This window comes from Streptomyces sp. NPDC059477 (assembly GCF_042749375.1).
In the GTDB taxonomy this organism is placed as follows: Bacteria; Actinomycetota; Actinomycetes; order Streptomycetales; family Streptomycetaceae; genus Streptomyces.
This window is the reverse complement of record NZ_JBHYUG010000115.1, coordinates 1-10,984: the sequence shown is the minus strand read 5'-3', so window position 1 is coordinate 10,984 and position 10,984 is coordinate 1. Positions and strand designations below refer to the sequence as shown.

At 70.9% G+C, this 10,984-nt stretch carries 10 protein-coding genes; 2 read left to right on the top strand and 8 right to left on the bottom strand.

Translation table 11 applies throughout. The features are described from left to right. Window positions 1-127: 127 nt before the first annotated feature. Window positions 128-463: a hypothetical protein gene (locus ACFXAZ_RS35205; RefSeq protein WP_384599682.1), complete on the bottom strand. Its 336-nt coding sequence runs from the start codon at window positions 461-463 to the stop codon at window positions 128-130. A 342-nt stretch (window positions 464-805) separates the two neighbouring features. Between ACFXAZ_RS35205 and ACFXAZ_RS35200 the strand changes: the two genes are divergently transcribed. Then, the gene (locus ACFXAZ_RS35200) at window positions 806-1,783 is read left to right on the top strand and encodes a helix-turn-helix transcriptional regulator (RefSeq protein WP_384599679.1); all 978 of its coding nucleotides are present in this window, start codon (window positions 806-808) and stop codon (window positions 1,781-1,783) included. 55 nt (window positions 1,784-1,838) lie between these two features. Beyond that, window positions 1,839-2,828, top strand: coding sequence for a helix-turn-helix transcriptional regulator (locus ACFXAZ_RS35195; RefSeq protein WP_384599676.1), 990 nt, complete (start codon window positions 1,839-1,841; stop codon window positions 2,826-2,828). Here the strand turns inward: ACFXAZ_RS35195 and ACFXAZ_RS35190 are convergent. The 7 genes from ACFXAZ_RS35190 to ACFXAZ_RS35160 all read right to left on the bottom strand — a co-directional run. After that, a complete protein-coding gene (locus ACFXAZ_RS35190; RefSeq protein WP_384599673.1) occupies window positions 2,785-3,822 on the bottom strand; it encodes a LuxR C-terminal-related transcriptional regulator in 1,038 nt (345 codons plus the stop codon). The genes ACFXAZ_RS35195 and ACFXAZ_RS35190 overlap by 44 nt on opposite strands. A gap of 372 nt (window positions 3,823-4,194) precedes the next feature. Beyond that, on the bottom strand, window positions 4,195-5,301 hold the full coding sequence (locus ACFXAZ_RS35185; RefSeq protein WP_384599670.1) for a sugar ABC transporter substrate-binding protein: 1,107 nt from the start codon (window positions 5,299-5,301) through the stop codon (window positions 4,195-4,197). A 286-nt stretch (window positions 5,302-5,587) separates the two neighbouring features. Beyond that, window positions 5,588-6,049: a heat shock protein transcriptional repressor HspR gene (locus ACFXAZ_RS35180; protein ID WP_384599667.1), complete on the bottom strand. Its 462-nt coding sequence runs from the start codon at window positions 6,047-6,049 to the stop codon at window positions 5,588-5,590. A 5-nt stretch (window positions 6,050-6,054) separates the two neighbouring features. Further along, window positions 6,055-7,239, bottom strand: coding sequence for a molecular chaperone DnaJ (gene dnaJ, locus ACFXAZ_RS35175; protein WP_384599664.1), 1,185 nt, complete (start codon window positions 7,237-7,239; stop codon window positions 6,055-6,057). Window positions 7,240-7,332: 93 nt separating this feature from the next. After that, a complete protein-coding gene (gene grpE, locus ACFXAZ_RS35170; protein ID WP_384599662.1) occupies window positions 7,333-7,992 on the bottom strand; it encodes a nucleotide exchange factor GrpE in 660 nt (219 codons plus the stop codon). Then, window positions 7,989-9,830, bottom strand: coding sequence for a molecular chaperone DnaK (dnaK, locus tag ACFXAZ_RS35165; RefSeq protein WP_384599660.1), 1,842 nt, complete (start codon window positions 9,828-9,830; stop codon window positions 7,989-7,991). Before dnaK ends, grpE begins: the two co-directional genes overlap by 4 nt. 94 nt (window positions 9,831-9,924) lie before the next feature. Beyond that, window positions 9,925-10,984, bottom strand: a 1,060-nt coding sequence (locus ACFXAZ_RS35160) for an MraY family glycosyltransferase (protein WP_384599657.1), incomplete at its 5' end; no start/stop codon positions are given.

Sequence of the window (10,984 nt, the reverse complement as noted above, 5' to 3'; positions counted from 1 at the left end):
CCGCCGACCCCCCCGCGCCCCCCCGCCCCCCCCCCCGCCGCCGCCCCGCCCGCCCGCCCCCGGCGCCCCGCGCCCGCGGCGGCCGGGGGGAAGCACCTGAGCGATCTGTTACGACGGGGGAATCGCGTCAGGCACTGCGGGGGGTGGCTGAGATGGTTCGTTCCGCGGCGGGCGTGGGCTCCGCCAGCTGATGGTCTCGCTGGTCCAGATTGACGAAGATCATTCCGTACCGGATGGCACACCGCACGGGCTGCGGCGCGCCCCGGGGCCGGCGCAGACATCGATAGGCGCGCACGTCCCCGTCCTCGTCCCGGGTCACCACCACCGGCTCACCGAAGACCGTCACCATCAACGAGTCACCACTGTGGGGGAGCGCGGTGACCAGATCGATGAAGTGCCAGCCCGAGCGGTAGGCCGTGGCCATTTCTCGGCGGAAGGAGCGGTCATCGGGTGGTGTAGTCATGTCAATCCCAGACGCTGTCATTCATGCCGACCGGAGCGGTCACAAGATCCGTTCCGATGGCTACAGCCCCCCGCGACTGAACACTGCCCGCCTCATTGTCGCCACTCTTCCCACCGGCGAGGCCACTCAGCGCACCGAAGGCCAGGACGGTGGACAAGGCGGCGACAAGCATCGAGCGAAGCATTCTCTTACGCATAGTCGGCTTCGTCCTCACTTGAAGGTCCCCTCTTCCCCCGTCGGATAAGACGATGGCTCATTCAGGCACGTCATGGCCACACAATCGGTGCATCATGTTCCTGCACGTTCAGGACCCTGGGGGGTGGAAATTTGGTTTCGAATGGGATGAAAGCGACACATCCCCACGTGGTGACCGAGCTGTGTGCAGAAGGTGGCCGCGTTTATGCCAACGCTCTGCGGACAGGACGCGTCGCCCGTACGGAGGTGGAGACCGCTCCCTGCCTCATGGAGTTCGCCCTCCTCCACCCCGACCCCGACGACCCGAACTGGCTGGTGCCCGTCGCGCCGTCGATCGCCCTGGCCCAGCGGCTCAATTCGCTCGAACGGGAGATCACCGAGCGGCGGCGGCTGACCATCGAGCTGGCGGACGCCTTCGAGCCGTTCATGGCGCTCAGCGCCCGGGAGGTCGCCCCCACCCACTCCATCACCGTGCTGGAAGGGCTGGACCGGATCAACTCGGCGCTCGACCTGGCAACCGCCCAGTGCCAGAACGAGATGCTCACGATCCAGCCGAATCGTGGCCGCCGCCCGGAGAACCGGCTGATCGAGGGGCTGGAGCGGGACCGTACGCTCATCGAGCGCGGGGTCCGCATCCGCACGCTCTACCAGCACACCGCGCGCCACAGCCCCGAACGCATCGCCTACACCGACCAGTTCGCCGACGGCAAGGCGGAATACCGCACCATCGACGAACTGGTGGAGCGCCTCATCATCTGCGACGAGACGGTCGCGTTCATCCCGATCCGCGACGACCGGCAGGTGGCCCTCGAACTGCGCCACCCCGGCCTGGTCAACTATCTGATCAAGGTCTTCGAGTTCATGTGGGACCGGGCGGTCCCACTGAGTGCCGGCGCCCCGTACGAGACCGCCCCCGACGGCATCACCGACATCCAGCACTCCATCGCCAAGCTCCTGGTGGAGGGCCATGTCGACGAGGCGATAGCCCGCCGCCTCGGGATGAACGTCCGCACCTGCCGCGCCCACATCGCCAAGCTGGCGACCGCGCTGGGCAGCGGCAGCCGGGCCCAACTCGGCTATCTCATCGCCCAGTCCGGGATTCTGGACAAGGGTCAGCAGCGTTGAACGCGGTGAACCGCCCGGCCGCCGGGCCGGGGATCCCCGAGGAGGGTGCAATCGAGTGAGCGTCGCGCCCCACCACGAGCATGGTGTGGAAGACCTGTGCCCCGCCGGCCTCGCACTCTACGAACTGGCCCTGCGCGAAGGGTCGGTGACCAGCGCGGCGGCTGCCCCGGTGCCCTGTCTGGTGGACATCGGGCTGCTGGTCCCGGCGCTCACCGACCTGGACCGGCTGGAGCCGGTGTCCCCGGCCCTCGCGATCCAGCGTTTCCTGCGCGCCTCCGCACTGCGCGTCGCCGACGAGCGCCGGCGCGAGACGCGGCTGACCCAGCTGCTCGAACCGCTGATCGGGATCGGAGGCCGCGCCGGTCCCCCGGCGGACCCGGGCGTCGCGGCACTGAGCGGACTGCGCGTGATCAACGACGCGATAGCCCGGGCCATGGCCGCCACCACCGAGGAGATGCTCTGCGTCCAGCCGCACAACGGCCTGGTCGGCAAGCCCGTGGAGATCCACGCCGAAGCCATCCGGCGCGACCAGGAACTCCTCGACCGCGGCGCCCGGATCCGCACCCTCTACCAGCACACCCTGCGACACGTCCCGATCACGGCCGGGCGCTACGACCGGCTCTCCGGCGATGTGGAGGCCCGCACCCTGGACGAGGTGACCGAGCGCCTGATCATCCTCGACCGCCAGGTCGCCTTCCTCCCCGCGAACACGGACCGCACCCTCGCCCTGGAGATCCGGGTCCCCGCCCTCGTGACCTACCTGGCGACGACCTTCGACCGCCTGTGGCGGCTGGCCACCCCGATGTACCCCCAGGCCGTCCAGCAGCCCGCCCTCAACGGCGTCACCCATCGCCAGCACGCCATAGCGCGGCTGCTCGTCGACGGTCACACGGACGCCGTCATCGCCGAACGTCTCGGCATGAACATCCGTACCGCCCGCGTCCACATCGCCAAGCTCGCCGCCACCCTCGGCAGCGAGAGCCGGGCGCAGCTCGGCTATCTCATCGCGCGGTCGGGGATTGTCGACCCTGACCGGGAAGAGTGAGCCCGGCCGGGGCGGAGGCGGGGCTCTCCAGCCCCACCTGGGCTATGCGCACCCCCAGCTGGGTACGGCTGGCGGCGCCCAGGGTCTCCGAGAGACGGGCGATGTGCGCGCGGCAGGTACGGACGCTGATGCCCAGGCGTTCGGCGATCACCGCGTCCTGGTGTCCCTCGGCCAGCAGCGCGGCGATGGACTGCTCGCGGTGCGAGATGCCCTCGATGCCGGTGTCGGGGAGCGGGGCGGTCAGCGGGATCGCCAGCCGCCACAGGCGTTCGAAGACGGTCACCAGGTACTCCACCAGGCCGGGGTGGCGCAGTTCCAGGGCCATCGTGCGGTCCGCGTTCGCCGGGATGAACGCCACCGTACGGTCGAACAGGATCAGCCGGTCGATCACCTCGTCCAGCGTCCGGGCCTCCACCGCCTCGCCCATCAGCTCCAGATAGTTCAGCAGTCCCTGACCGTGCCGGGCGACATGGTTGTAGAGGTCGCGCATGCGTACGCCGCGACCACGCAGCGCCAGCGCGCGATGCAGGCCCTCGGACAGTTCGTGCTCCCGGCGGATACCGCCCGGCTGGACCGTCAGCACCTGGGTCGTGCACGCCTCCGTCGCCTCGTCCAGCGCCGCCTGGATGCGGGCGGGGCCGTCCAGCACCCGGATCGCGGTGCCCTCGCCCTGCGCCGAGGCCGGCGCCGGGCCGCCCAGGCCCGCGTACCACTCGACGGCGGCCACGGCCGCGCCCACCCGCCGCTGGCCCGCGCTGACCTCGTCGTAGACCCCGCGCAGCAGCCGGGTCATGACCTCCTGCGGGGCCGTGGGGACCAGCCAGTCCATGTCATCGGGGTCCGGGTGCAGCAGGGCCAGCTCCAGCAGACAGGGCACCGGCCCGGCGTCGCGGCGCGGCACCCGGCCGCGCCGTACGGCCCGGGAGTACACGCGGTCCCCGGCCTCGCACAGTCGGTCGGCACCGTGGGGATGCTCCCTTCCGTGCCCGGCCATCGCCCATTCCACCCCCGGTTCCAGCCTCTCCGTGTCGTCGGCGCGGTCCGCCGACGGGCCCCGGGCACACCCGGGAGGCCGGCACCGACGAGCCCCTTCGGCTCCGCAACTATGCGCGGCCCGGACCTGCTCCGCAACACGGCTCTTCGGAACGGCGCCGCGAGATTCCGCCGTTCTGCACCGGTTTCCCCCGTCCCCCGCACCTTCGCGCACCACAAGATGACGACGGTGTACGGGGCTTGCGGCGGTGGGGGTGAGGTGCGCGAGAGCGCAGGTCGGCGCGGGGCGGGGTGCGTTTCCCGGCCGGGGGCGCCCCGTGCGGTGGCCGTTCTCCCGCCGGGAGAGATCGACCGGCGAAGGCGCCGTGGGGCGCTAGCTCAGACCCGCCGCCGCGCAGGCCTCCTCGTACTCGGCCGTACAGATGTCCGACACCGGGTAGATCCCGTCGGCCACCACGGTGTCCTCGATGTTCTCCGCCGTCAGCGCCACCACCGTCACCAGCTGCGAGGGGATGTCCTGGTGCGTCGGGCTGTCCACCCGGTCCCGGGTCAGCGCGTCGAACTGGATGTCCTTGCCCTGTACGCGGGCCACCGCCATCTCGGCGGCGGCCTCGGCCTCCTGCGGATAGGACTTGTACACGCTCATGAACTGGTCGCCGGTGAGGATCCGCTGCACGGCCACCAGTTCGGCGTCCTGTCCGGTGATCGGCGGCAGTTCGGTGACCCCGGCCGCCTCCAGCGCCTTGATGACCCCGCCCGCCATGCCGTCGTTCGCGGCGAGCACCCCGGCGATGTTGTCCGCGCCGATCTCCTTGATCGCCGCGGTCATGTTCGCCTCGGCGTTCTCCGGCTTCCAGTCCTTGGTGTCGTACGACTCGGCGACCGTGACCTGACCCTCCAGCTCGTCCAGCGCGCCCTGCTTGAACTGGCCGGCGTTGGGGTCGGTCGGCGAGCCGTTCATCATCACGATCCGGTCGGAGGCGGAGACACCGCTGCCCAGCGCCTCCAGCAGGGTGCGGCCCTGCACCTCGCCGACGAGTTCGTTGTCGAAGGAGATGTACGCGTCGATCGGGCCCTCGGCCAGCCGGTCGTAGGCGATGACCGGGATGCCCGCGTCCTTCGCCTTCTGGACCCCGCCCGCGATGGCCTTGGCGTCGACGGCGTCCAGCACGATCGCGTCGACACCGTTGTCGACCATCTGCTGGAGCTGGGTCCGCTGGCGCGCCGCGTCCGCGTCGGCGTTGGCGTACTCGACCTTGCCCCGGTTCTCGGTCAGCTCCGCGACCTTCCGCTCGAAGATGGGGTGGTCGAAACGGTCGTAGCGCGTATTGGCCTTCTCCGGGAGCAGCAGTCCGACCGTGAGGTCGTCGCCCTTGGTCGGGGTGGCGTCACCGGCGTCCCCCGTCGCGCCCAGGACACCGCAGCCGGCGAGCGAGAGGACGAGTGAGGACGTGGCCACGGAGAGGGCGATACGACGCATTCGGTGCTCACTTCATGTGCGGACGGGACGCGGGTGGCGGGGCACAACCCGAATGACTGAAGAGCCAACGCGTCAAGTGCCGGAAGCGTCAAGCGATACGGCTTAACGAGATGGCAATATCCGCTTCCGTTTACCGGGCACTTTCGGAGGCCGCCGAGGTGGACACGAGTAAGGGCCGGGAGAGGCTTTTTCGCCCTCCCGGCCCTCGACCGTTCATGGAACCGGCCGGTCAGTCCGACTGCCGCCGCTTCGGCCGGTCAGTCCGATCTGCTGCCGCTTCTGCCGGTCAGTCCGACTGCTGCCGCTTCGGCCGCCACACCACCAGCGCGCTGGTCTGCTGCACCTCCTGGTACGGCACCAGATCGCGGCGGTACGACGCGTGCACCTGCGCCTCGCGCTGGCGCATCGCCGCGGCGGCCCCGTCGGCGGCGGCCTCCAGCTCGGCGACGCGGGCCTGGAGCGCGGCGACCTGGTTCTCCAGCTCGATGATGCGCTTGATACCGGCCAGGTTGATGCCCTCGGCTTGCGACAACTGCTGCACCTGACGGAGCAGTTCGATGTCCCGGACCGAGTAGCGCCGGCCCCGGCCCGCGGTGCGGTCCGGGGAGACCAGGCCCATACGGTCGTACTGACGCAGTGTCTGCGGGTGCAGACCGGAGAGCTGGGCCGCCACCGAGATGACGTAGACCGGGGTCTCCTCGGTCATTTCGGGAATTCCCCCGCGCTGACGGGGACGACGGCCGTCCATCTCGATCAAGCTCCCTTCGCGGCCTGGAACAGCTCCGCCCGCGGATCCTCACCCGCGGTCGCCTCGCGATACGCCTCCAGCGCGTCACGAGCCTTCCCCGAAAGGTCCTTGGGAACACTCACTTCGACGGTCACCAGCAAGTCACCGCGGCTGCCGTCCTTGCGGACCGCGCCCTTGCCCCGGGCCCGCATGGTGCGGCCGTTGGGCGTGCCGGGGGGCAGCTTCAGGGTGACCGGCGGGCCGCCCAGCGTCGGGACCCGCACCTCGCCGCCGAGCGCCGCCTCCGTGAAGGTCACGGGGACGGAGACGGTGAGGTTGTCGTCCTTGCGGCCGAACACCGGGTGCTCACCGACATGCACGATCACATACAGATCGCCCGCCGGGCCGCCGCGCTCGCCCGGCCCGCCCTTGCCGCGCAGCCGGATCCGCTGGCCGTCATGGACCCCGGCCGGGATACGGACCTGCATGGTGCGCGAGGACTTGGCCCGGCCGCTGCCCTTGCAGACCTCGCAGGGGTTCTCCGCGATCAGGCCGCGGCCCTTGCAGTCGGGGCACGGGTCGGTCAGCGAGAACCCGCCGCCCGAGCCGCGCGCCACCTGCCCGGTGCCGACACAGGTCGGGCACACCCTCGGCGTGCCGTTCGCGTCGCCGGTGCCCGAGCAGGCCTTGCAGGGGGCCTGCGAGGACATTCTGAGCGGGACGGTCGCGCCCTCGATCGCCTCGGTGAAGCTGAGGGTGACCTCGGAATCGATGTCCTGGCCGCGCCGGGGCTGGACACGGGTCCCCGGTCCGGCCCCGCCGCGGTTGAACAGGCCGCCGAAGACATCGCCGAGACCGCCGCCGAAGCCGCCGCCCCCGCCGCCGCCCTGGGGCTGGCCGCCACCGAAGAGATCACCGAGGTCGAAGTTGAAGTTGCCCTGGCCGCCGCCCGGTCCGGGGCGGAAGCCGCCGTTGCCGAACAGCGCGCGGGCGTCGTCGTACTCCTTGCGCTTCTTGGGGTCACCGAGGACGTCGTTCGCCTCGGAGATCTCCTTGAACCGCTCCTCGGCCTTGGCGTTGCCCTTGTTGGCGTCCGGGTGGTACTCCCGGGCCAGCTTGCGGTACGCCTTCTTGATCTCGGCCTCGGTGGCGTCCTTCGGGACGCCGAGGACCTTGTAGAAGTCCTTCTCGATGTAGTCCTTCGTACTCATCCCCGACGTCCCTCCTTCCGCGTCCTCTTCCCCGTCTTCCCGGTCTTCCCGGTCTTCCCAGGTCCGCCCGTCATCGCGGGCTTCCGCGTCGCGTCAGCCCTCGTCCGGGCCACCGCTCTCCTTGGTCTCGGCGGCATCGGCGTCGGCGGACTCGGCGTCGGCCCCCTTGACCGTCTGCGCGCCCGGCTGCGGCTCGGCGACCGCCACCCGCGCGGGACGGATGGTGCGCTCGCCGAGGCGATACCCCGGCTGGAGGATCGCGACGCATGTCGTCTCCGTGACATCCGGCGCGTACGAGTGCATCAGGGCCTCGTGGATCGTCGGGTCGAAGGGCTCGCCCTCCTTGCCGAACTGCTGGAGGCCCATCTTGGCCGCCACCGTCTCCAGCGACTCCGCCACCGACTTGAAACCGCCGACCAGCTCGCCGTGCTCCCGCGCCCGGCCGATGTCGTCGAGCACCGGAAGCAGCTCGGTCAGAAGGTTCGCGATAGCGATCTCCTTGACCGCGATCCGGTCCCGCTCCACCCGGCGGCGGTAGTTCTGGTACTCGGCCTGGAGCCGCTGGAGGTCCGCCGTGCGCTCACCGAGCGCCGTGCGCACCTGGTCCAGCTGGGCCACCAGACCCGCTGTGCCGGTCCCGTCCCCGGCCGGAGCCGCCCCCTCCTCGGGGGCGGACTTCGGCTCGGCGTCGTCGGGGGTCGCGCCGGAGGGGACGTCGGGCTTCTCCTCGAAGCCCGGGGTCTCCTCGGTCACGCCGCACCGTCCTTGCGCTCGTCGTCGACGATCTCCGCGTCCACCACGTCGTCGTCGGCCTTCGGCGTGTCACCGGCGGTGGCACCGCCCGCGGCCTGCCCGGACTGGGCGTCCGCGTACATGGCCTGGCCCAGCTTCTGGGAGACGGCGGCGACCTTCTCGGTGGCCGTACGGATCTCCGCGGCGTCCTCGCCCTTGAGCTTCTCCTTCAGCTCGGCGACGGACTCCTCGACCTCGGTCTTGATCTCGCCGGGGACCTTGTCCTCGTTGTCCTTGAGGAACTTCTCCGTCTGGTAGACGAGCTGCTCGCCCTGGTTGCGGGTCTCGGCGGCCTCGCGGCGGCGGTGGTCCTCCTCCGCGTACTGCTCGGCCTCCTGGCGCATCCGGTCGACCTCGTCGCGCGGCAGCGAGGAGCCGCCGGTGACGGTCATCTTCTGCTCCTTGCCCGTGCCCAGGTCCTTCGCGGTCACGTGCATGATGCCGTTGGCGTCGATGTCGAACGCGACCTCGATCTGCGGGACGCCGCGCGGCGCCGGGGGCAGACCGGTCAGCTCGAACATCCCGAGCTTCTTGTTGTACGCCGCGATCTCGCGCTCGCCCTGGTAGACCTGGATCTGCACCGACGGCTGGTTGTCCTCGGCGGTGGTGAAGATCTCGGACCGCTTGGTCGGGATCGTCGTGTTCCGCTCGATCAGCTTGGTCATGATGCCGCCCTTGGTCTCGATACCGAGGGACAGCGGGGTGACGTCGAGCAGCAGGACGTCCTTGACCTCGCCCTTGAGGACACCGGCCTGGAGGGCGGCGCCGATGGCGACGACCTCGTCCGGGTTCACGCCCTTGTTGGCCTCGCGTCCGCCGGTCAGCTCCTTGACCAGCTCGGCGACGGCGGGCATGCGCGTGGAGCCGCCGACCAGGACCACGTGGTCGATCTCGCCGAGCTGGATGCCGGCGTCCCGGATCACATTGTGGAACGGGGTCTTGCAGCGCTCCAGCAGATCCGCGGTCAGCTGCTGGAACTGGGCGCGGGTCAGCTTCTCGTCGAGGTGCAGGGGGCCCTCGGCGGAGGCCGTGATGTACGGGAGGTTGATCGAGGTCTCGGTGGACGAGGACAGCTCGATCTTGGCCTTCTCGGCGGCCTCGCGGAGCCGCTGGAGGGCCATCTTGTCCTTGGACAGGTCCACGCCGTGACCGGAGTGGAACTGCTTGACCAGGTAGTCCATGACCCGCTGGTCCCAGTCGTCACCACCGAGGTGGTTGTCACCGTTGGTGGCCTTCACCTCGACCACGCCGTCGCCGATCTCCAGCAGCGACACGTCGAAGGTGCCACCGCCGAGGTCGAAGACGAGGATGGTCTGGTCGTCCTTGTCGAGGCCGTACGCCAGGGCGGCGGCGGTCGGCTCGTTCACGATCCGCAGGACCTTCAGGCCCGCGATCTCGCCGGCCTCCTTGGTGGCCTGGCGCTCGGCGTCGTTGAAGTACGCCGGGACCGTGATGACCGCGTCGGTGACCTTCTCGCCCAGGTACGCCTCGGCGTCGCGCTTCAGCTTCTGGAGCACGAAGGCGCTGATCTGCTGCGGGTTGAAGTCCTTGCCGTCCAGGTTGATCTTCCAGTCGGTGCCCATGTGGCGCTTGACCGACCGGATGGTCCTGTCGACGTTGGTGACGGCCTGACGCTTGGCCACCTCGCCGACCAGCACCTCACCGTTCTTGGCGAAGGCGACGACGGACGGCGTGGTCCTGGCGCCCTCTGCGTTGGTGATGACGGTGGGCTCGCCGCCCTCCAGAACGCTGACGACGGAGTTAGTCGTGCCCAGGTCGATGCCGACCGCACGTGCCATGGTTGTTTCCTCCAGCTGACTTGAGTGGAACGGACTCAAGTGTGCATGACTCTCCCGACTGGGTCAACAGAGCTGAGTCAACCTCACTCAACTCTTATCCGTTCCTTACACGCAACCGCGCTCTGGCCTGGGAAGACGCGCCCCGCCTAGCAGAGGTTGCGTGCACCCCACGCTCCCCGTGCACCCCGCCCTCCCTGTGCTCCCCGTGCCCGCCCAGCGCCCTGTGCGCCCCGTGCGACCCATGCACCCGAAGCAGCGCCGCTACGACCATCAGGGCCCCGCCCGCCACCCAGAGCACGGCCGTCGCACCCGCCCACCCCGTGTGCACCAGCACCCCGACCGCCACCGCGGCGAAGGCGCCCGCGCCCAGCACCACGGTCGCCCCCTGGGCCGTCAGCCCCGCGCGGCGCAACCGGTGCGCCAGATGATCCGGACCGCCCGCGCGCAGCGCCCGCCCCGCGAGCCGCCGGGCGAGCAGCACCAGCAGGACGTCCGCCACGGCGACCGCCGTCAGGGCGAACAACACGCCGAAGGACACGGACATTTCCCCGCCCGCGCGCGTGAGCAGCGCCGCGCCCGCGAGCACGAACCCGGTGAACAGCGAGCCGGTGGCGCCGAGCGCGATCCGCGCGGGCGGCCAGTTGTGCATGAGGAACCCGGTCAGCGCCGCCGCGAACACGCTCAGCAGCGCCGCGAGCCCGTCCATCACCTCCACCGCCGCGCAGGCCCCGATCCCGAAGGCGGTCACCACCCCGACCGTCCCGGCGAGCGCGTCGGCGTGGTCGAGGGACCGGAAGGCCAGCGCGACCCCGGCGATCCAGCAGGCGGCCAGCACCCCGCCGACGAGGCCGGTACGCCCGTACGGCACCACGCACAGCGCGGCGATCGCCGTACCGGCGAGCAGGAAGCGGGTGCGCAGCCGCCAGAGGTCGGCGACGAGGCCGAGCCCGGCGACGGCGAGGCCGGCCGCCAGCAGCGCGCCGACCTCGCCACCGAGCCGGGCGACCCCGGCCCATTCACCGGCCCCGGCGTCGGGGGCGGTGGCCCCGCCCACCGCCGCGCCGCCGCGCACCGGGACGGGCCGCGCCCCCCCGCGCCGCTCCCCCAGCCCGCCCCCCCCCGCCCGCGGGCGGAGCCGCCCCGACAGCCGAGCG